Genomic DNA, 19,938 nt, shown 5'->3' with positions numbered 1-19,938 from the left:
GTAAGCTCTTTATATTTTGAAAGGGGGAGTTTAATGTGGATTTTTATTGCTGGATACAAAAATGCTTACAATAAATAAAAAGATGGCATTTATGATCAATAGGCCACTAAAGATAAGTCCAGCAAAGCCTCCAGCGAATCCATCTCCTACTTTTTCACCAATAACGTGCAAAGTGGCGAAGAAAACAACGGGAGAAGAAAGTATGAAAATACCACTGGCTACTTTCCAAATTCGTACATACTTCTTTGCTATAAAGAAAATTAGAGCATTAAAAGCAATAAGAAGTAAAAGAAATATAATGAATGAATTCATTATATCATCCTCCTAATGGAATTCTGAATTTTCTTTTTATATATTTTCATTTTTAAGGAAATATTATACAATATGATTATATTCTATGGAAAGCGAGTGATATAGTATGACAGTCAGCTCTTTCGAATTTTTATTGAAAATAAAGGTACAGGAAGATTAATTGAAAGAAAATCTTCCGTACGTAAAAAACGGAGGAGAAAATAAATGTTTAGTTTTTATAGTTCACTTTGCACGGAACTTTATGATTACACAAAGCCTGTCGGTTATTCTTTAAATGGTGATATTGAGTATTACGAAGAACGTTTAAAGAATTGTAGAGGTAGAATTCTCGAAGCAGCAGTAGGATCAGGGCGTGTCATCATCCCACTTCTTGAGGCTGGTTTTACAGTTGATGGGATTGACTATTCACCTGAAATGCTAGATTCTTGCCGTATACGCTGTAAAGAGAGAGGTTTACATCCTAATTTATATGAAGGAAGTTTACAAAAATTTTCACTGCCATATAAATATGAGGCAATTATCATTCCTACTGGATCTTTTTGTTTAATTGAAAATCGTGTGGATTCTATAAACGCATTGAAATGTTTTTATGAACACCTTAAGCCAGGTGGTCGGTTAATCGTCGATATTATGCTTCCACATGACTGGAAGACTGGAGAGATTCATACATCGACTTTTTCTTTGCCAAGTGGTGATGGAATTACATTAGAAAATAAATCAATTGAAATAGATTGGCTGAACCAAGTTACTCTATCATATTTAAAATATGAAAAATGGAGTAAAGGAAAGTTAGTACAAACAGAACTACAACGCTTCGCGGTGCGCTGGTATGGAATAGAGGAGTTTAAACTTCTTTTAGAAAGTATAGGTTTTTCTACCATTACTTGTTCTGCTGACTATGCTTATGAAAAAGAACCGTCAAATGCAAATCAAATGTTTACTTTTGAAGCTGTGCGAAACGGAAAATAAAGAACTATCTAAGATAACAAGGCGATCGATACAATATCGATTGCCTTATTTAAATTGTATGTTACTTACATATTGTTGTGTTTTCATTGTCCAAGCATTCTTCTACTAATTACATATACTATTTATATTAAAGACAGTCACTATTATAAATAGAACTGTAATTTTTTTATAAATGATATTTTAGAGAAGTAGGGGGATAAATTTGGCAAACGAAGAACAAGATAGAATTGAAAATCAAGTGTATTCAAATCGTGTAGTAAGATCAGAATTTGATGAGAACTGGGAAACTTGTATATCAAAAAGTGGTTACGTAATTTATGTAGCAACAAGTGATAATGCTGAAGTAATAGTACTTCTTGCAGATGGTTCAAGTAAATTATTAATTTTTGAAAAAGGCGGTAAAGTAGTAGTAGGCGGCGGTGGAACAAGCCATTACAGTAAGCCGCATATTGCGAGAAATATTTAAGGTAGAACAAAACGCTGGAAAACAGTTAGTCATTCATGTGTAGAGCATGATAGACTAACTGTTTTTATTTGTTTAAATCATTTTAGAAAAATTTGATTTATCTCCCATTAACTAGTAGTAAGCCCGCCAACTTAAATTACAGCGAAAGCAAAGAAGTTAGGTGTGGAATCAACGGCTCATAAAAGTTTGATTGGTGAGGACTGACTAAAGTTTCACTTGATTATAAATACATAAGGATGCCCATAAAAAATTAGGAGGAAATTGAACAGATAAGAATTCGTAATATAATGTAAGTTTGTAAGAATTATATATGTAATATAAAAAAGGATTTCTTATTTCGGGAAATCCTTTTTCTATGTTATAGTATAATAGTGTTTTAAAACAATGTTATTTTAATATATTTCAGATTTTGTTGTGTAGTATTTTTATATTAAATCAATTGTGTAAGTATTTTTTTATATAAGGAGTAATAATTAGAGAAATGAAAAATGTAGACTTTATACTAGAAAGTGATGAGGCATTAAAACCGTCTGAACGATTAGTACTATTATTATTAGAGAAGCATAGAATGTTATATACGAACGATCTGTTAGCATTATCTAATTTATCATATAAAACATTAACGGATTCATTAACGGCACTAGTTTTAAAATCATATGTGCTAAAGGAAACAGGCAAGGGAAGAAGACAGAATTGTTATAGATTGGTATGATCAGATTCCTGATTTTAGAGAGCTTATATTAATGTTTTTCGAATGTAAGGGGAAATTCTTTTTTGTTTTCAAATGAAAAACACAGGGCAAGGCGCGCTTTCATATTTTAATTTCATTTTTATTAATGTAATTTTATTGGTAGTGAAAATAGAAAAATAAAATAAATTGCATAAAACAGAAATAAAAAAACAATCCGTTTTTAAAATGGATTGTTTTTTTATTGGAATAATATTATTTAATGAATGGAAAACAGGAAGGATTATTCTACTTCACTTGTATACTTTTCAGGTAATAATTCCATTACGTTACATTTTACAAGTTCACCATTATAAGAAAGTATAACATTCGTGTTTTTTCCGTAATCACTTATTAATTCTCGACACATACCACATGGAGCAACAACCCAACATTTTTCTATATCTTCATGAGGGTGTGGGTGAGCAACTGCTACAATGGTATCAAATTCATGATCACCTTCTGAAATAGATTTTCCAATCGCCATAGCTTCACCACACACTGTTATTCTTCCAACATTCGCTTCAACATGCACTGCTGCATAAATATTACCTGTTTTAGTGCGTACTGCTGAACCGATATGATGACGACCATATTTATAGTTTTTTTCAATTACTTTCTCAGCAGCTGTAATTAAATTATAGTCTTCACTATCTAAAGGCATTACTCGTAACATAACTTCTCCTCCATATTAAACATGATTAATATTATTTTAGCGGAAAATTTTAATATTTAAAATAAAAGATAGGAGTTAAATAGATAATATTATTATGTAAACTATCATTCTAAAAGGAATATATAATAATTAATAGAACATATAGAAGAGTGTAATTAAATATTCTGAATGATGGGAGATTATTATGGAAAGTTTACAATCAATAACACAAGCTGTTATAAGTGGAAATAAGGAAAAAGTGGTGGCGTTTATAAAGACGAATCCAAGTGCAGTTACTGAATTTAGTGAAGACGGTTGGACGCTACTTCATTTAGCTGCTTATTTTGGACAAAAAGAGATAGCGAGTTTTCTTTTAGAAAGTAGTGCAGATATACATAGTAGAGCAAAAAATGAAAATGAAAATACACCTTTACAAGCGGCAATAGAGAATAAGCAAAGTGAACTTATTGCTTTCTTAATTGAAAAAGGATCAGATGTAAATGTTATGCAAAGTGGTGGTTGGACAGGGCTCCACGAAGCAGCATTTTTAGGAAGTGAAGAAATTATTGTATTGCTTCTTGAAAATGGAGCTAATAAGACGATTAAGAAAAATGATGGAAAAACAGCCTATGATATAGCCTTAGAAAAAGGACATAATCACCTTTTACATTATTTGCATCATGGAGTGAATGTGTGATGAATAAATGGAGTGTAGGTATATTTTTATTTAATGATGTAGAAGTGTTAGACTTTGCAGGACCATTTGAAGTTTTTTCTGTAACTGAAGTGCATGAAGAAAAACCATTTACTGTGTATACAGTTAGCCAAAATGGAGAAATGATTACAGCAAGAAACGGATTAAAGGTAAAGCCCGATTATAGTATTGAGGATTTACCACCAGTTGATATTCTAATCATTCCAGGTGGTAAAGGAGTTCGGGAAAATGAAGTAAAAAATGATATTATAATAAATTGGGTTCGTCAGCAAATGAAAGAAGTAAAGCTTATGACTTCAGTTTGTACGGGTGCGCTATTACTTGCGAAAGCTGGTTTACTGGAAGGATTAAAAGCAACAACACATTGGGCAAGTATTCAAACTTTCAAAAAAGATTTTCCGAATGTAGAAGTAATGGAGAATGTGAAATTTGTAGATGAGGGACACATTATTACCTCGGCAGGGATTTCAGCTGGTATTAACATGTCATTTCATATTGTGAAAAATTTGTTAGGTGTGGAGATTGCTGAAGAAACGGCCAAAAGTATGGAATATGATATTGATTTATAAAATTAAAAAAGCCCAATTTGGGCTTTTTTCTTATTTTGAGTGTATATAGGTAGGATCTATGCTCTAAACCTAAGTTCTGAAACAGTTATTCTAATTTTATTGAATGAATGTGCAATAATGCATCTCTTTTCTCCTTGTAACCATGTTAAAACAAGGAGAAATTTGTATGTAAAAAAACGCTTCTACAATAGTAGAAAAAGAATAACAGAAACTACTATTTTGTGGCAGCATACATAAAAAAATGCAATGTAAATATGGAAATGTCGTCGAATGCTATCTTTAATTGGTTAATTAGTGAGATATTTTTGTGAAGGAGCTTATTTTATAAGAATAGAATTATAGTTAGTAAGTGATCATGCCGATGGTAGTGAAAATATATGTGTTAGGGGGATTTCATAATGAGGAAACTCAAGCGAATAAATGTTCCTAATATACAAGAACAACTATCACAGTCTAATGAGAATCGAGCAATTAATAAGAAAAAACTGAGGCGATTTATATTCATGTTTATATTTATTGCGGCGGCTACTTTGTACGTTCAATTTATTTTAACGAAACAACAAGAAATAATCGTAGAAAAAAAGGATACGATAACGAATAATAAAAAACAATTGGTTTCTTTAAAGAAAGATAAGGCTTCTTTAAAGACTAACATAGAAAATTTAACAGACGATGAAGAAGAAATTTTGAAGTTTGCGAGAAAAGAATATCAATTTTCTAAGTCAAATGAAACTATATTTGTGTTGCCGAAGTAGTGTGATAGAACAGTTAGCAATAGCTAGCTGTTTTTTCATGTATGAATGTCATGGTACAAGAAACAATTACATATTGTAAAAATGAAGAGCTGAAGCTGTTTTTATACTTATGGAATATATACGAAAATAAATGTTGTTAAAATTCTGTCAATTGTATTATAATACAAGGTAAGCGGATACATTTTTTAATCAATGTTGAGTTTATCACTCATACGACTATTAAGAAAACCGTTATCCCGTATTAGAAAGGAAGAGAGCTGTGTACGCTTCAAATACAATTTATGTCGTAGGGGATGCGAAAGCACCTCAAAATAATCCCATTACCGAAAAGTTTAAAAGCTATTTTGTAGCGTTTGTACTTATTAAGGAGACTGGGGAAATTGTAGATGCAGATTGCTCAGCGACAATTGCATTAACATCTCAATTCGTTAAATATTTATTTCTACATAAAAATATTAATGACCCAGCGTTAGTAATGGAAATAAAAGATCGTTATTTTGGTTCGTCTCAAAAGGCACTACTTGTAGCATTAAAAGATGCACAGAAAAAATATAATCAAATCGCTGCTTTGTCTACACATTCATAGACAAAATCCAGCCGTAAGAATCTTCTTATGGCTGGATTTTTTTATTTCGTATTAACCTTCTACATGAAAAATAAGCAAAAGAAGAGATTTATTGCTCCAAAAAAATTGAGAATTAAGCTTCTATTTTGCTAGACAACGAAAGGATGAACAAAATGAAAATTACCGATGTAAAAGTAAATCGTAGACGTGTAAATCTGCATACACCGTTTAAAACAGCGCTTCGTACCGTAACCGAAATAGAAAGTATAGATGTATATATTCATACAGATGAAGGAATTGTTGGCAAAGGTGCTGCAGCCGCAACACCAGTTATTACAGGAGATTTCGCTAACGGGATTGAAGAAGCAATTTTAGGGCCGATGCGTTCCAGTTTAATTGGTCAAGATATCATTCAGTTTCAGCAGTTACTACAGCACATTCAAATGAGTTGTATTGGAAACCCAAGTGCGAAAGCGGCGGTAGATATCGCTTTATATGATTTGTATTGCCAATATCATAACGTTCCACTTTACGCATTATTAGGCGGGAAGAAAGAAATTCACACAGATATTACTGTAAGTGTAGATGAACCGTTCATTATGGCGAAAGAGGCAAAGAAACATGTAGAAAAAGGATTTCAAACTTTAAAAATTAAAGTGGGGAAATCTGCTCATTTAGACTTAGAACGTATTGAAGCGATTCGAAATAGCGTACCAAAAAATACGACGTTACGATTAGATGCAAATCAAGGGTGGAATCCAAAAGAAGCGGTTACTATCATTAAAGAGATGGAAAATCGTAATTTAAATATCGAATTTATTGAACAACCTGTTTATGCGAAAGATTGGGATGGATTAAAGTACGTCAAAAATCATGTACAAACGCCCATTATGGCAGATGAAAGCATATTTTCAGCGAGTGATGCATTGAAAATCGTTCAAGGAGGATATGCAGACTTGCTCAATATTAAATTAATGAAATGTGGTGGCATACGTGAGGCGTGGCGTATTGCCGATATCGCAGAAGCAGCTGGTGTAAAATGTATGGTCGGAAGTATGATGGAATCTTCACTTTCTGTTAGCGCTGTAGCCCATTTAGCTGCTGCACATCCTAATATTCATTACTTTGATCTTGATGCACCGCTTTGGTTAATGGAAGAACCAGAAGGAATGACTTATTCTGGATCAAAGGTAAACCTTCAATCGACAGTGAATAGTAAATCTTAGGAGAAGAGACTAGTAAACTATTTTTTAAGGGGGATATATATGAAAAAAGTAGGAACTGCATTTTTAACAACTTTATTTATATTTTCATCGTTTACATCAGCGAATGCTGAAGAGAAGAGAGATAGCAAAGCGTTTATCGATGTATCTGCCGCAACACTTTGGACTGCACCTGATTCATTACGACCAATTGATGTACCGAGCGCTACAAATCCAGTTGATTTGTGGAAGTGGACGAAATCGATGACGCTTGATGAGAAACTTTGGTTAACAAATGCAAATAAATTAGAAACGCAAGCGCTATTAGGTCAAGAAGTAACAGTTGTTGATAAAAAAGGGGACTGGGTGAAAGTGTTAGTCCATGGTCAACCAACACCGCGAAATGAGGAAGGTTACCCAGGATGGATGCCTGAAAAACAGTTAACATATAATCAAGAATTTGCAGATAAAACAAATGAACCTTTCGTATTAGTAACGAAACCGACAGCAATTTTATATATAAATCCTTCTGAAAAACATAAATCACTTGAAGTGAGCTATAATACGCGACTGCCGCTACTAAGTGAAGATACAATTTCATATCGTGTGTTGTTACCAAATGGACAGAAAGCTTGGCTACGAAAAAATGATGGAACGGTTTACCGTTCTCAAAATGATATTCCAACTCCGACAGCCGATGATTTAATAAACACAGGAAAAATGTTTTTAGGATTACCGTATATATGGGCTGGTACAAGTGGCTTCGGATTTGATTGCTCTGGATTTACACATACAATTTATAAATCGCATGGTATTACCATTCCGCGAGATTCTGGACCGCAATCGAGAAATGGAGTTGCAGTTGATAAAGAACATTTACAAAAAGGAGATTTAATCTTCTTTGCACATGATCAAGGAAAAGGCAGTGTCCATCACGTTGCTATGTATATTGGAGACGGAAATATGATTCACTCACCAAGAGCTGAAAGGTCAGTAGAGATTATACCGCTAAATACACCAGGATATATAGAAGAATACGCTGGTGCTCGTCGTTACTTACCTTAAAAAATAGAGGGGGTTTTCAAATGAAAAAAGTTGTTCGTTACTCATTAGTTAGTACTCTATTAGTTTCTTCAATTTTAGTTGGCTGCGCAAAAGAAAAAACAACGACAAAGCCAAAAGATGAGAAGAAAGTATTACAGTTACTAGAAACGGGTGAAATTCCGTCGTTAAATTCAGGGAAAGTAACAGATGCAGTATCATTTAACGTTTTAAATAACGTCATGGAAGGATTATTCCGCTTATCAAAAAATGATGAAGTGATTGAGGCTGGGGCACAAAAATATGAAGTGAGCAAAGATGGCAAAACATATACATTCCACTTACGTGATGCCAAATGGTCTAACGGAGATCCGGTAACAGCGCAAGATTACGTATATGCTTGGAAGCAGCTTATTAATCCGGATACTGCTTCTCAATATGCATACATTGCATACGATGTGAAAAATGCGGAGAAAATAAATAAGAAACAACTAGGGTTAGAGGAATTAGGAGTGAAAGCGAAGGATGATAAAACATTCGTTGTAGAGTTAGAACATCCTGTACCGTATTTCACTAAATTACTTATTTTACCATCGTTCTATCCAGTTAACGAAAAATATGCGAAAGAACAAGGTGATAAATACGGATTAGAAGCAAATAAAGCGGTATATAATGGGCCTTTTACACTATCTGATTGGAAGCATGAAGCGAGCTTTACAATGAAGAAAAACGATAAGTATTGGGATAAAAAAGAAGTGAAGTTAGATGAAGTAAACTATCAAATTGTTAAAGAAATTTCAACTGCGGTAAATTTATATGAAACAGATAAAGTTGATCGAGCTGTCATTTCAACTGAATTCGTAGATAAATATAAAAATAATAAAGAGCTTAAACAATATACAGATCCGGTTATGTACTTCTTCCGATTCAATGAAAATGTACCGATTCTTAAAAATAAAAATGCAAGGCTTGCGCTAAGTACAGTGTTTGATAAGAAAGGACTTGCGACTTCATTTTTAAATGATGGATCGGTTGCTGCAAACTATTACGTGCCAAAAGGATTTTTAAAAGGTCCAGATAAAAAAGATTTTAGAAGTACAGCAGGTGAGTTTAATAAAACTGATGTAAAACAGGCGAAAGAATATTGGGAAAAGGCGAAGCGAGAGACCGGTACAAATGAAGTAACGCTTGAGTTATTAAACTATGATTTAGAAAACTTTAAGAAAGTAGGAGAATACATTAAAGAACAGCTAGAGAAAAACTTACCAGGCTTAAAGGTAAATGTAAAATTACAACCACATACGCAAAAGCTAGCGCTAGAGAAGAAGAAAGAATATGAAATGTCATTATCACGTTGGCTACCAGATTATCCAGATCCAATGACATACTTAGAAGTATTCCTTTCTGGAAATAGTGTGAACAATACTGAATATGCGAATCCAGAATATGATGCGTTAATTAAGAAGATTAAAACAGAATTAGGTAATGATGAAAAAGCTCGTTGGAAAGCACTGCAAGATGCTGAAAAAATGTTGCTGGATGATGCGGTAATTGCTCCAGTATTCCAGCGCGGATTATCTTACTTACAAAAACCATATGTGAAAGATTTATACGTACATCAATTTGGACCAGCAACAAGTTTAAAGTGGGCAGATGTACAAAAATAAAGGATGAGAAAACAGACTCCATGTGTGTGGTAGTCTGTTTTTCTTATGTAAAGTTATATAAATTAAAAGTCTGTAAACAGAGATTGGAGGGGCATGATGTTTAGGTTAAAAGAAAGTAATAGGTACTCATGAGGAAACCAATTATAGAAGATGTCGATCAATTTTATAACATGTTAAAGAAAGAAGTTATTGGCAAGTAGAAAAGTGGATGAAACTGATGGAATAGAAATTATGTATCTACTTGATCCGGAATATTGGGGGGAATGGATATGCGTCAGAAGTAGCAAAAAAATCTATTCAATATGCAATAGAATTTATGTGTGTAAAAAGAATAATTAGTAAGGTGATAATAGTAAATGAGGATCGATTTCAATATATTGAAGTGACAAAAGCGAACGTAAAGAGAATAAGTTGATAATAAAATAGGTATAGTGTAAAATTACACTAAATAAAACATAAGTTACTTTCGGGGGTGAAGGAATTGAATAAAGAGCTTACAATCGAACTTATATCAACAAAAATAAAGTTAATTCGTACGGAGAAAGGATACACACAGGATAAAATGGCTGAAGTTCTTGGTATTTCAAAAAAAACGCTCGTTCAAATTGAGAAGGGACGAACAAATGCAGGGTGGACCAATACCGTAGCAATTTGTGCATTGTTTAGGGATAGCGAGGTTTTACAGTCTAGTCTAGGAGATGATCCATTAGTAGTCATTGCAACTTTAGCGCATAAAAACATGAACAACACCAAACAGAAAACACTGGGAGGAAAAGTCTGGTGGAAACAGATTCAAGAAAAAGGGAACTTTCGTTTACAACAAAATCTAATTAGTCAGCATTATCGTATTTTAGATAAACAAGATTATCGTTGGTTTAACTCGTTTGATTTAGAAGAAGCACTCAGTCACCTTGAAAAATTAGTAGCAGATTCAGAAAATCAATAGACTACCATGACCCAAAATAAATTGGAGGAAGTTACATATGCTCATATTAAGTCTTCTTTGGATACTATACACACCTTATCTCGTATTATGCGGATTTGCGGGTGGGATTTATTTAATAATATCAGGAGTCAAATATCATAAATTACTCGTGAGTATTATGGGATTACTCAGTGTTTCCTTTGTCATACTGCCTTATATTTTTTGGGGGCTGGGCGTTGAGGGTAGTCAGCATCTTGATATCCCAACCGAGCTATACTGGATTCTATTTTCTTTAACTGGGCTACTATCAGGGTTTATAGGTTTACAGTCAAAAATTAAAGGCATACGCAATATGGGATTTATTATTTTTACTAGTGGAATAATTGGAGTCTTTTTCTATTATTTAATGTCTATACCTGGTTCTATGTATATCAGATAGTTTTTTCTAAATTCGACTTATCTACTACTATATGATACTGAATTTAAAAGGATAGTAATAAAAAGGAGATGCTATAGCGTCTCTTTCCAACCACTTGGCCACTTGTCTAAGTGGTTTATTTTTTATAAAAAACGGTTTATAGATAAAGCGGCTAAACCTTTACATAACAAGCCCGGATGGTCGAAGGATTAATAAGATTTGTTGAATATGGGGAGTTAGAACAGAAAGCGAGGTTTTGCATATAATCATGATGTTGATTATAGTGGACGTATTTTATCTTATTTTGAATTTAATGTAGCACCTGATAGATTATAGACATTTTATATACTTTTTCATGTCTTAAAAATAAAATTATTAGTAAAATTGCAGTGTGAAATTTATGTAGAATCTTGTATAATTAACGTGTTTCTATGGAAACATTTTCTTGTGCTATTTATATAGGACTTAATAGAACAAGGAAAGAAATACATACATGTATATAATAAATAAATAGAATGGAACATGTATAGAGAAAAAGGAGAAAAAAATGACGTGTCAAAAACAAGGGTTACAATGTAATAGCGATAGGCAGAGGAACGAAAAATGAAAATGAAGCATGCCTTTGGTCCCATAATTTTAGCTTGTGTGCTTTTTTTCATTATCGTACTCATCCCATCACAAAGTTTAGTATCAATGATTAGTGATAAGAAAGTAGAAGATGCGGCAACTTCCTTACAAAAAGAAAAATTACAAAGTGTATTCTTGCAACAGAAGATGTTAGAGAATTCGCAGTATTTACCGATGTACGGTTCATCTGAATTTTTACGAATGGATGCATATCATCCATCAAATTACTTCAAAGTGAACCCTGTAGGCTTTACGCCATATTTAATCGGAATTGGCGGTACACAAAGTTTAGCTCATATATTAAATATGACGTCTACTATGGATGAGTTAGAAGGTAAAAAAGTAGTCTTTGTTTTATCGCCACAATGGTTTACAAAGACTGGGGTTTCACAGGGGGATTTTACGAACAATTTCTCCAAACAACAAGCATATCATTTTATCTTTAATGATAAAATAAATGTAGAAATGAAGAAGCAAATTGCAAAACGACTATTAGATTATAAAGTTGTTCAAGAAGATGATATATTAAAAAATTCATTAGAAGGTATTGTATATAATGATACGAAACATAATATAAAAGCGGGTTTAGTTAAACCACTTGCTTATATGCATCGAAATATTTTAGATCATAGAGATTTATTTAACTCTATATTTAAGATTGAGCCGATGAAAGAAAAAACAAATGTGGGACTACGTTCAATTTCTTGGGTAGATGCACGTAAACATGCGGAAGAAGAAGGGAAAGCGGAATCTACTACAAACACATTCGGAATTGAAAATCCGTATTACTATAAACATAATTTAAAGAAAAAATTAAAAGGTTTAAAAAACTTTAGAGCAAATGAATCGTATGAAGAATCACCAGAATATGATGACTTACAAATTGTTTTAAATATTTTTAAAGAGAAAAATGTCAAGCCGCTCTTTATTTCTGTACCTGTAAACGGACCATGGTATGATTATGCTGGCTTCCCTAAAGAACGCCGTGAAGTATATTATAAAAAAGTTCGGGAACAAGTTGAGAAAGCAGGGTATCCAGTAGTCGATTTCTCTGGCCATGAATATGATAAGTATTTCTTAAAAGATACAATTCATTTAGGGTGGAAAGGCTGGATTTACTTTGATGAAGCGGTGCAAAACTTTTATACTGAGAAATAAGTGTGGAGAAAAAGGAACGGCTATAAGCTGTTCCTTTTTTAGTATAGAGGATTTTGATGTGGGCAATTCGGAAAGGCATGTATATCTTGAATTTGTCTAAAATCATAATGTTTCATTGCAAACTGCGCTTGATAAAGGTATTCATATACATACAATTGACCATCATGCGCTGAACATAATACACCAGAGGTTCCTTGCCCATTAATAAAGGAAATACCGATAGGGCGTCCGATTAAGTATTGTATTTTTTGTTGCCAATGCATAGGGTAATCACTCCTTTTTGAGATAATATACGAAATGGATGAGTGAATTGTAGCTTATCCACATAATTATGAAGGCTTTTTATACAATTTCTAGAAGATATTAATTTGAATGAATTACAAGTGCGAGAAAGGAAGAAAGAATGAGGAAAGAGAACATTTTGGAAGAAAAATTACATGTAATAGAATGGTGTCAAATATTACAGCAAGTACCTGATGATATATGGTTTCAGGCATTAAGAGAAGGTTCATGGGCAATTGCGGATGTGATTTCACATTTTATCGTTTGGGATGTGTTTTTAATACAGGATAGAATTCCATACTTTATAAGTAGACAATCTGTACCAAATGTTCCAATAGATGTTGAGGATATGAATAAGGGAGCAATTAAATATGCAAGATCTGGTATTTCAAAAGAAGAACTATTAAATCAATTTAGTGTTACTCGTAAACAGTTAGTGGATGGAATTGGGCGAATTCCCACCAAATATTTTTATAATGACTACCAATTTGGCACTAAAAAAGTGAAATTAAATCATTACTTTTCATCACTCATTCAACATGACTTAAAGCACAAAGAAGAAATAATACAATTTCTAATAAAAAATCAAGCCTATAATAAAAACCGCTAACATTCGTAATGAATGTATAGCGGTTTTTATTTATATTTTTACGCAAGATTTTTACGCTTTTTTGTCCATTTTTTTATAACGAAGTATAAAAGAATAAGTATGACGCCACCTATTGCGAATGATTTCACATATGGTCCAGCAACATCGTTAATATTCTCCCAATTCTCACCTAGTTTTTCACCTAAATAAATGAAAATGATAGACCAAGGGATGATTGCGAGTGCTGTTAACGTAGTGAAACGTAGGAATGACATTTTTGTAATACCAGCAGGAATTGAAATCGCATGACGAACTACTGGAATGAAGCGCGCTGTGAAAATCACGCCAGTCCCGTAACGATTAAACCAATCTTCAGCTGCGTCTATTTGTTTTTTATGAATAAAAATATATTTTCCGTAACGTTCTAAAATAGGGCGTCCACCGTATCGTCCAATCCAATAAATAAAGATTTGAGCAATAACACCGCCAATCGTACCAAATACAACTGCGCCTAAAAATGAGATACTACCATTGAATACTAAGTACCCCGCATAAGCAAGGACAATCTCACTTGGGATAATTTCAATCATAAGTCCAAGCATAATGCCCCAATAACCTAGCCCTTCAAAAAATGTTAATACTGAATGAATAAAACTACTTACCATTGTTGCACCTTCTAATTTATGAATTTTTGAATATATGCCCCTTTATTTAACTACGTAAAAGGTTCACTATATGTAGATTATACCTTATTTATATAGGGGATTGCTATTTCAATTCTTTTATGTCCTTTATAAGTATTATAGTAAAGTATATAAGTTCAATTTTCATGAAGAGATAATGAAAAGTTTATTAAAAATTTCTCATAAAAAAATAGAAGCATTTCTGCCCCTATTTTTTACGGTTTCACATCTAAGTTCTGTAAAAATAAAGTTGCTGTTACGTAACGTTTCGCTAACATTTGTACATATGCGGTATGTACAGAGAGTGTGGCGATAATAATGGCGTTACGAATTGCTTCGCGTTGTTCGTTATTAACTTGATCGAACTTGCTTGCAATTTTATCAGCTCTTTCTTTTACGATGTTTTCAATTGTATGGATTGTATCTGTTGCATTTAATTGTAAGCAATTTCCTTGATTGAGTTCTTCAAATAGAGAAGAGTATGCTCCATATAAATGAACAGGATTGATTAAATCATCACTTCGATCGGCTGGGTCATTTACGATAAGGCGCAATAGCTTACGAATGGATTCAAAATCAAGTGCTGTTTTTAAATCTTCAACAATGAATAGTAAGGCTGCTTGTTCAATTGAATATTTTTTTCCTTTTTGAGGAGAGCCAATCATTTCTTTTATATCTCGTTTCACCCAGTTTTGCATGGCCGTTACTGAGAAACTTGTATTTTCAATTTGATTTCCAAGCGCAACGATTTCATTTAATGAAAAACCAACGTCCGTATCTTCAATCTTAATTAGTTTTTCAAAAATAGGTGAAAGTGCGGTAGTAATAAAAGCAGTTACGCTTTGTCCGCTTTCAATATCTTTTTTATGTGACTTTGCCCACGCTTCTTGTAAAATACCGAGAGGCTTTTTCGTATTCCATCCTCTTAATGATAGAAGAAGGGTAGCCATTTCGTTTCGTGTGAGATGAAATGTTTCCATCTTTTCACCTCCATAAATAATAAAAAGTTCTTATGAACCTATAATATGTTTTGTTTCATTTAAAGTCAATTCTGTTTTGCTTAATTTTTCCTTTGTCACCAAACTGTCGGAAGTAAATAACACTTGCATATTTCGACAAAAGTTCATATAATAAGTTCATAAGAACCTTTAAAATGTTTTTAAAAACAAATCTATCATTCTGAATTTACTAGAAAGGTAGATTTCACATATATCTATATAAAAGGAGAATGGATATAATATGTTGAAAAAACTTGTAGCAGTCATGACAGCATTCATGGTTATCTTTGGAGCTAGTAGCTTCATGTTTGTAGATCACGCAGCAGCGAAGAGTTACAAATCTGGTAAAAAATCATTTACACCAAGTTCAGGTCAAAAGTCAAAAGTTGATTTAAACAAAAAAGATTCAAATGTAAATTCTCAAAAAACGACTCCAGATTCAAAAACAAAAGCAACAAATACAGCACCAAAAAGTAATAAAGGAAGCTTTATGAAAGGTTTATTACTAGGTGGTCTTGGTGGTTTACTAATGGGTAGCTTATTTGCAAATATGGGAGCTCTTGGTTCTGTATTAGCGTTTATGGTAAATATGTTAGTAATGGCTGGTATTGTAATGTTAGCAATTCGTGCATTTAAATACTTCAAAGATCAACGTAAGAAAAAGGAAGATGAAGTAGCATGGAAACGATAAAAATTTCTGAACAAGAACTGATCAATGCCCTTTGCGTATATATCGCTGAAAAAAGACAAGTTGGTCCGGAAGAAGTTTTAGTTGAACTTATGTACGACGATGACTATGGTTTCTCTGCTGAAGTAGAGGTAAATGGTCGCCAGCAAATTTTAATTCAAGCGAACTTAATCGAAGCACTACGCTTATTGCTTGACAGAGAATATAATGTTAATTCATTTGCGGCAAGATTACAACTTGAATTAGATGATGAAGAAGGCATTTACGCATTGGCGAAATTTAATAACTCAGATGAGTAGAAAAAAGAGCTGTTGAGAGTATTCTCAACAGCTCTTTTTAGTATGTGCAAATGCAAGGGAATAATCACGCCAAATTTCATTCATCTTCCTTCTACCGACATCAACACCCTGGTTAAATTGAATGGCAGCTTCTTGACGTACGGCATGTACATGTTGGATTGCTTGTTGCAATTGTTGTTCAACTGAATGGGATTTTTTATTTGCCTGTTTTACAATTGAATATCCAGCAACAGTACCTTGTGCCATTGCAATTTTCCCACTTTCAATACCAGTTATATTGCCGGCTACAAATAAACCAGTAAGAGGGGTTTCCATTGTTTCAGAATGGAGAGGAACGTGCCCGCCTAATTCCGGAATGTAACGGAAAGGACAGCCAGCTACAGCGGCTAGTTCAGCAAGAGGATATAAGCCACCTGCAATACAAACGAAGTCTGCCTCATATATTTGTTCCGATCCAGTGATGATGTTTCCTTTCGTATCAATATTAGCAACGCGTACACCTTCAACTTGATCTGTTCCGATAATTTCAAGAGCTGCTTTTCGAAGGTGAAGAGGTGTACCGTTTATTTTCATTCCGCTGTTTGGATAGAAGGTTAATCCGGCTTTTCGAATCCAGTCATATTTCATAAAATGGCTACCTATGCGTAGAAAAGCAGAAGGAGCGAGATGAGCCGCATTTAAAAGAGAGTTTAAAACTTCTTCTGGTTCTCCAGCCTTTTGACTTAATTCACTTTTTTCAGGAAGTACGATATGTTCAACTTTAATGCCTGCTAATTGTAATTCATTTAAGATAGCGAATGACAAAATATTAGCGCCAATAATTACTCCTTTTCTCCCAACTTGAACGCGATGTACATTTGTCATTACTTGTGCTGCCCCAATCGACATAACTCCAGGAAGTGTCCAACCAGGGAGGGGGATAGAGTACTCAGCAGCACCAGTAGCAAGTAAAACGAACGATGCTTCTAACGTACCGATATTCGTATGTACGAACCAAGAACTTTCATCTTTTTCTAAATTATAGACGGAAATACCGCATTGAATATCAACTGAAAGTGATTCTGCTTCTTCACGAAGTCGCTTCGATTCTTCTATTCCGTTCCACCATTCTCCAGAAGGCTCTTGATGCAATTGTCCGAGCAACCTTCCGCCAGGTTTCATAAATTCATCAATAACAAGTACGTTTAGTCCAAAACGAGCACAAGAGATAGAGGCTGATAAACCCGCTGGTCCGGCTCCGATAATTATGACATCATTCATCGCTTTTTCACCATCTCTCTTACGATATTTGGATGCTGTTTTCCGCTATCAACTACCATACCTTTTTCTACAACAGTTAAGCATGCTCGTACGTTCGTTTGATTATTTACTGTGACGCGACATTCAGAACAATGACCAATATTGCAGTAAATACCTCGCGGCGTCCCGCTATCTTCATGCACTCTTAATGTTCTTATTCCGTTTGCAAGTAAAGCGGCAGCAATCGTTTCATGTTCATATGCTTCATATTGTTGACCGTTAAATTGAAAAGTGATGCGATTACTATTATTTAAATTTCCTAAAATAGGGTGATGTATAATTCTACTCATTTACTTTCACCTACCGATCCAAAAGTAACTGCTCGTACCGGTGGTTGATATTTCAATGGAATCTCCTTTGTAGTTACGCCTGGATTTGTATTTTCAATCATTCGATCTATCATCATTCTACATGTGCGGCCACCGCAAAATCCCATGCCAGCACGTGTTCTTAGTTTTAATTCTCTTGCCGAGCATTTATATTCAGCAATTGTCGATTGAAGTTGTTCGTATGTAACTTCTTCACATCGACAAACAATTAAGTGATCTTTATTCGTCATATGAATTCCTCCTCTAGTTCGGTTTGCACAAATTAAATAATGCAAAAACTATGCCAATATAGAGGAGGGAAACGGTTATTGCAACCCAAGTTTTTTTAAACGGTTATATAAAGTGGCTCTCGTAACACCAAGCTGTTTCGCACATTCTAATTTATTCCCATTTAAAATGCGTAAAGCCCTCTCAATGACTTTCTTCTCATGTTCATCCATCTCTTCTTGCAAAGAGAGGATTGTATGGTTGTTGCTGAGTAATAGGGAATGGGCCATATGATTGTCTAACGTTTCAGTTGTATGAAATGGTAAATATTCTTGTTTTATAATACCGTCAGTCGCAAATACGACAAGCCTTTCGACAACGTTACGAAGCTCGCGAATATTACCTGGCCAATTGTAATGAAGCAGTTCATGCATAATGCTGGAAGGTAAATCACGAATTGGTCTGTTATAGTTGATTGAAAAATCGTTTAAGAAAGAATAGGTTAACTCAATAATATCTTCGCGTCTTTCGCGTAGTGGTGGAATATGCAAGCTAACTACATTTAGGCGATAGTATAAATCTTCTCGGAACGTACCTTTTCTCATTTCTTCTTGTAAATCCCGATTTGTTGCAGCGATAATGCGGAAATCAATATGAATCTCTTTTTCTCCACCAACTCGGTAATACTTTCGCTCTTGTAGTACACGCAAAAGCTTTACTTGCATATCGAGCGGCATTTCTCCAATTTCATCAAGAAATAATGTGCCGCCTTGCGCGAGCTCTATTTTACCCTTTTTCCCTTTACTATTTGCACCAGAAAACGCCCCGCGCTCATAGCCGAATAACTCACTTTCAAATAGCGCTTCTGGAATGGCGCCGCAGTTAATTGAAACGAAAGGTGCTTTAGCTTCCTCACTTGCTTCATGAATCGCTTTCGCAAATACTTCTTTTCCAACACCACTTTCGCCGAGTATTAAAACAGTTGATTTCACCGAACAAACCTTTCTGGCTAATTGTATTGTTCTTTGTATTACTGGGCTCTTTCCATTCATCGCAAGAAAAGGATCTGATTCATCTTTATACTTTGCTACTTCTTGTTCTAATCGGTGCATTTCATGTGACATATTAAACAGTTTTTCATTTAAAGCGACTTGATTTGTAACATCTGTTTCTGAAACGACAGCTCCTATAATTTCATCGTTACAATAAACTGGATTTGAGTTAATTAATACGAACAAATCTGGCCGTGGTTGATGGAACTGAGCGATTATACTTTTTCCGTCATGTAATGATTGCAAAATTTCCAAATCTTTATAGTCAAAAAAACGCGTGATAGGTTGTCCAATAATTTCATTATGATTGACTGAAAAAATCTTTTCGGCGCCATCTGTCCAAGTACGAACATGTTCTTTCTCATCGATGACAGTAACGGAAGAATCAGTTGTTTGTATTACGGCGTTATAAAAAGATTGCAGTTCATTGTACGATTTAACAAGAAACGGAATGATTTGCTGAGCTGTTATACAGCATATAGGCTCTTTATTTTCGTTCATTATGATAACGACTATTTCATTAGAAAACGCGTCAATTAATGCGGTGAATGAGTCATCTTCATATATTACTGCACAGTTATATTCTTCTGCAGTAGAAGGGCGATAATAATACTTTTCGTTAACTTGCTGGATGTGTTGCAAGCTGCATGTATGATCAATGGATAAAATGTTTAGAAATTCTTTTATTGTGGGAAATGAGAATGCCATATTGTCCTCCTGTTATGTATAAAATTTTTGACA

Annotated in this window: 25 protein-coding genes and 1 pseudogene; 17 read left to right on the top strand and 9 right to left on the bottom strand. The window is 33.9% G+C overall.

Features of this window, described 5'->3' with window-relative positions; all coding sequences use genetic code 11:
* Positions 1-30 precede the first annotated feature (30 nt).
* A complete protein-coding gene (locus AC2CGR_RS09330; protein ID WP_087963904.1) occupies positions 31-312 on the bottom strand; it encodes a hypothetical protein in 282 nt (93 codons plus the stop codon).
* A gap of 204 nt (positions 313-516) precedes the next feature.
* Between AC2CGR_RS09330 and AC2CGR_RS09325 the strand changes: the two genes are divergently transcribed.
* The 3 genes from AC2CGR_RS09325 to AC2CGR_RS09315 all read left to right on the top strand — a co-directional run bounded on the left by AC2CGR_RS09325 (position 517) and on the right by AC2CGR_RS09315 (position 2,459).
* Positions 517-1,281, top strand: a complete 765-nt coding sequence (locus tag AC2CGR_RS09325) for a class I SAM-dependent methyltransferase (protein ID WP_087963905.1) — start codon at positions 517-519, stop codon at positions 1,279-1,281.
* A gap of 202 nt (positions 1,282-1,483) precedes the next feature.
* Positions 1,484-1,747 (top strand): hypothetical protein, encoded by a 264-nt coding sequence (locus tag AC2CGR_RS09320; RefSeq protein WP_060631204.1) that lies wholly within the window; start codon positions 1,484-1,486, stop codon positions 1,745-1,747.
* A 481-nt stretch (positions 1,748-2,228) separates the two neighbouring features.
* Complete coding sequence (locus AC2CGR_RS09315) at positions 2,229-2,459, top strand: hypothetical protein (RefSeq protein WP_029438660.1); 231 nt, start codon at positions 2,229-2,231, stop codon at positions 2,457-2,459.
* Between the two features lie 259 nt (positions 2,460-2,718).
* Here AC2CGR_RS09315 and AC2CGR_RS09310 read toward each other — a convergent pair whose 3' ends face one another.
* The gene (locus AC2CGR_RS09310) at positions 2,719-3,150 is read right to left on the bottom strand and encodes a cytidine deaminase (protein WP_087963906.1); all 432 of its coding nucleotides are present in this window, start codon (positions 3,148-3,150) and stop codon (positions 2,719-2,721) included.
* A 184-nt stretch (positions 3,151-3,334) separates the two neighbouring features.
* Here AC2CGR_RS09310 and AC2CGR_RS09305 point away from each other — a divergent pair, with 184 nt between their 5' ends.
* The 11 genes and pseudogenes from AC2CGR_RS09305 (at position 3,335) to dltD (ending at position 12,771) form a co-directional block, all read left to right on the top strand.
* Positions 3,335-3,826 (top strand): ankyrin repeat domain-containing protein, encoded by a 492-nt coding sequence (locus AC2CGR_RS09305; protein WP_484480764.1) that lies wholly within the window; start codon positions 3,335-3,337, stop codon positions 3,824-3,826.
* On the top strand, positions 3,823-4,413 hold the full coding sequence (locus AC2CGR_RS09300; RefSeq protein ID WP_131102384.1) for a DJ-1/PfpI family protein: 591 nt from the start codon (positions 3,823-3,825) through the stop codon (positions 4,411-4,413). The genes AC2CGR_RS09305 and AC2CGR_RS09300 overlap by 4 nt, the downstream gene beginning before the upstream one ends.
* Before the next feature lie 398 nt (positions 4,414-4,811).
* On the top strand, positions 4,812-5,168 hold the full coding sequence (locus tag AC2CGR_RS09295) for an FtsB family cell division protein (protein WP_484480763.1): 357 nt from the start codon (positions 4,812-4,814) through the stop codon (positions 5,166-5,168).
* Between the two features lie 259 nt (positions 5,169-5,427).
* Positions 5,428-5,754, top strand: a complete 327-nt coding sequence (locus AC2CGR_RS09290; RefSeq protein WP_087963910.1) for a DUF3870 domain-containing protein — start codon at positions 5,428-5,430, stop codon at positions 5,752-5,754.
* 143 nt (positions 5,755-5,897) lie between these two features.
* Complete coding sequence (locus tag AC2CGR_RS09285) at positions 5,898-6,959, top strand: dipeptide epimerase (protein WP_270185071.1); 1,062 nt, start codon at positions 5,898-5,900, stop codon at positions 6,957-6,959.
* Between the two features lie 39 nt (positions 6,960-6,998).
* Positions 6,999-8,000, top strand: coding sequence for a C40 family peptidase (locus AC2CGR_RS09280; RefSeq protein ID WP_087963912.1), 1,002 nt, complete (start codon positions 6,999-7,001; stop codon positions 7,998-8,000).
* Positions 8,001-8,020: 20 nt separating this feature from the next.
* Positions 8,021-9,643, top strand: a complete 1,623-nt coding sequence (locus tag AC2CGR_RS09275; RefSeq protein ID WP_270185072.1) for a peptide ABC transporter substrate-binding protein — start codon at positions 8,021-8,023, stop codon at positions 9,641-9,643.
* A 128-nt stretch (positions 9,644-9,771) separates the two neighbouring features.
* Positions 9,772-10,007 (top strand): annotated as a pseudogene (locus tag AC2CGR_RS09270) (GNAT family N-acetyltransferase); the annotation flags it as partial.
* 117 nt (positions 10,008-10,124) lie between these two features.
* Positions 10,125-10,589: a helix-turn-helix transcriptional regulator gene (locus AC2CGR_RS09265; RefSeq protein WP_061687061.1), complete on the top strand. Its 465-nt coding sequence runs from the start codon at positions 10,125-10,127 to the stop codon at positions 10,587-10,589.
* A gap of 37 nt (positions 10,590-10,626) precedes the next feature.
* The gene (locus AC2CGR_RS09260; RefSeq protein WP_484480762.1) at positions 10,627-11,007 is read left to right on the top strand and encodes an ammonia permease; all 381 of its coding nucleotides are present in this window, start codon (positions 10,627-10,629) and stop codon (positions 11,005-11,007) included.
* A 582-nt stretch (positions 11,008-11,589) separates the two neighbouring features.
* The gene (gene dltD, locus AC2CGR_RS09255; RefSeq protein WP_087963915.1) at positions 11,590-12,771 is read left to right on the top strand and encodes a D-alanyl-lipoteichoic acid biosynthesis protein DltD; all 1,182 of its coding nucleotides are present in this window, start codon (positions 11,590-11,592) and stop codon (positions 12,769-12,771) included.
* Between the two features lie 38 nt (positions 12,772-12,809).
* On the opposite strand, the gene AC2CGR_RS09250 is transcribed toward dltD, so the two are convergent.
* Complete coding sequence (locus AC2CGR_RS09250) at positions 12,810-13,034, bottom strand: hypothetical protein (RefSeq protein WP_000558703.1); 225 nt, start codon at positions 13,032-13,034, stop codon at positions 12,810-12,812.
* A gap of 140 nt (positions 13,035-13,174) precedes the next feature.
* On the opposite strand from AC2CGR_RS09250, the gene AC2CGR_RS09245 reads away from it, so the two are divergent.
* Positions 13,175-13,663 carry a hypothetical protein gene (locus tag AC2CGR_RS09245; RefSeq protein WP_087963916.1) on the top strand — a complete coding sequence of 163 codons (489 nt, stop codon included), beginning with the start codon at positions 13,175-13,177 and terminating at the stop codon, positions 13,661-13,663.
* Between the two features lie 38 nt (positions 13,664-13,701).
* Here the strand turns inward: AC2CGR_RS09245 and uptA are convergent, their stop codons facing one another.
* Together uptA and AC2CGR_RS09235 are read right to left on the bottom strand one after the other, a co-directional pair.
* A complete protein-coding gene (uptA, locus tag AC2CGR_RS09240) occupies positions 13,702-14,307 on the bottom strand; it encodes an undecaprenyl phosphate transporter UptA (protein WP_016717719.1) in 606 nt (201 codons plus the stop codon).
* Between the two features lie 233 nt (positions 14,308-14,540).
* On the bottom strand, positions 14,541-15,305 hold the full coding sequence (locus tag AC2CGR_RS09235; protein ID WP_000447235.1) for a DUF1836 domain-containing protein: 765 nt from the start codon (positions 15,303-15,305) through the stop codon (positions 14,541-14,543).
* 259 nt (positions 15,306-15,564) lie between these two features.
* Between AC2CGR_RS09235 and AC2CGR_RS09230 the strand changes: the two genes are divergently transcribed.
* Together AC2CGR_RS09230 and AC2CGR_RS09225 are read left to right on the top strand one after the other, a co-directional pair.
* Positions 15,565-16,014, top strand: a complete 450-nt coding sequence (locus tag AC2CGR_RS09230; RefSeq protein WP_000914477.1) for a hypothetical protein — start codon at positions 15,565-15,567, stop codon at positions 16,012-16,014.
* Positions 16,002-16,310 carry a YxcD family protein gene (locus tag AC2CGR_RS09225; protein WP_000447759.1) on the top strand — a complete coding sequence of 103 codons (309 nt, stop codon included), beginning with the start codon at positions 16,002-16,004 and terminating at the stop codon, positions 16,308-16,310. Before AC2CGR_RS09230 ends, AC2CGR_RS09225 begins: the two co-directional genes overlap by 13 nt.
* A gap of 24 nt (positions 16,311-16,334) precedes the next feature.
* On the opposite strand, the gene AC2CGR_RS09220 is transcribed toward AC2CGR_RS09225, so the two are convergent.
* The 4 genes from AC2CGR_RS09220 to AC2CGR_RS09205 form a co-directional block, all read right to left on the bottom strand.
* Positions 16,335-17,570 (bottom strand): NAD(P)/FAD-dependent oxidoreductase, encoded by a 1,236-nt coding sequence (locus tag AC2CGR_RS09220; RefSeq protein ID WP_087963917.1) that lies wholly within the window; start codon positions 17,568-17,570, stop codon positions 16,335-16,337.
* Complete coding sequence (locus tag AC2CGR_RS09215; protein WP_131102380.1) at positions 17,567-17,899, bottom strand: (2Fe-2S)-binding protein; 333 nt, start codon at positions 17,897-17,899, stop codon at positions 17,567-17,569. Before AC2CGR_RS09215 ends, AC2CGR_RS09220 begins: the two co-directional genes overlap by 4 nt.
* Entirely contained in the window at positions 17,896-18,168 is a 273-nt protein-coding gene (locus AC2CGR_RS09210; RefSeq protein ID WP_000182227.1) for a (2Fe-2S)-binding protein, read from the bottom strand. The genes AC2CGR_RS09215 and AC2CGR_RS09210 overlap by 4 nt, the downstream gene beginning before the upstream one ends.
* Positions 18,169-18,243: 75 nt before the next feature.
* Positions 18,244-19,905, bottom strand: a complete 1,662-nt coding sequence (locus AC2CGR_RS09205; protein WP_087963919.1) for a sigma-54 interaction domain-containing protein — start codon at positions 19,903-19,905, stop codon at positions 18,244-18,246.
* Between the last annotated feature and the right edge of the window lie 33 nt (positions 19,906-19,938).

Source organism: Bacillus sp. LSHTCR4, assembly GCF_057197025.1.
The sequence above is the reverse complement of the archived record's forward strand: the minus strand, read 5'-3'. Positions and strand labels throughout refer to the sequence as shown.